Origin of the sequence: Enterobacter sp. 148H3, from assembly GCF_034107425.1 — a bacterium.
Classification (GTDB): domain Bacteria; phylum Pseudomonadota; class Gammaproteobacteria; order Enterobacterales; family Enterobacteriaceae; genus Enterobacter; species Enterobacter vonholyi.
The window spans coordinates 1-786 of record NZ_JAWNEI010000052.1; the positions used below are offsets into that span (position 1 = coordinate 1).

The following is a 786-nucleotide window of genomic DNA, read 5'->3' on the forward strand; positions in this document are numbered from 1 at the left end:
ATTGAGCATTTTCTTTCTTGCGTCCGACGTGTGGCCGGGAAGAAAGCCGTGCTTGTTTTTCTTCTTAACTGACATGAACGTTTTATACATCGGGTCACATTCGGCGGGACTGCTGCCGTCAAGCTTTCCGGCCAGGCACAGCACGATCGCGCACGGATCGTTCGGGTCGGCTTTCTGGCCGTCGGCAGCGAACGTCGGGCAGGCGAGGGCGCACAGCAGCGCCGCCGTGATTACGGTATGCTTCATGATTCATTCCTCTGAGGGGATAAGGGCACTAACGCCCGGTGGTTGTTCAACGCCGGTGACGGTCTGAAGGACTCAGACACCTACCGCCGTTATCGGTAGAAGACAATTTCCGACGTGTTGCAGGTCAGGCTGCCGGGGCGGGGACGATACTCAACGACCCCGGGATAGCCGCCGTCACGTAGCCAGGTTTTAGCCGCAAAGTAGCGCTGGCCGTCGGGGGCAATCACCACCGCCCGCGAGGCGTGCGCCACCGCGTACCACTGTGTGGCCGGGTAAACCCCACCGGGTTCGAAGCGGGCAAGCACCTGCGACCAGTGCCCCTCCGTTACCGGCGAGGCCACGATCAGGCGGTTGGGTTCCCATACCGGCAGGGTGGCCGTTACCGGCTGCGCCGGTTGCGACCAGTCAACGGCCGCAGGCTCCGGCGGTGAGGAGCAGCCCGCCAGGAGGACGGCCAGCGCCGTCAGGCCGGTCAGTTTAGGCAGCATCATTGAAACTCTCCTTCATGGCCTGCATGTGCAGGGGTTTAAAATAGACGTC

2 protein-coding genes are annotated in these 786 nt (G+C 62.0%); both read right to left on the reverse strand.

Translation table 11 applies throughout. The features are described from left to right. Positions 1–246 (reverse strand): TrbM/KikA/MpfK family conjugal transfer protein (locus USH94_RS22615; protein WP_320731358.1); only part of this gene is annotated, 246 nt, incomplete at its 3' end. 89 nt (positions 247–335) lie between these two features. Then, complete coding sequence (locus USH94_RS22620) at positions 336–737, reverse strand: cag pathogenicity island Cag12 family protein (RefSeq protein WP_111966157.1); 402 nt, start codon at positions 735–737, stop codon at positions 336–338. Positions 738–786: the final 49 nt, after the last annotated feature.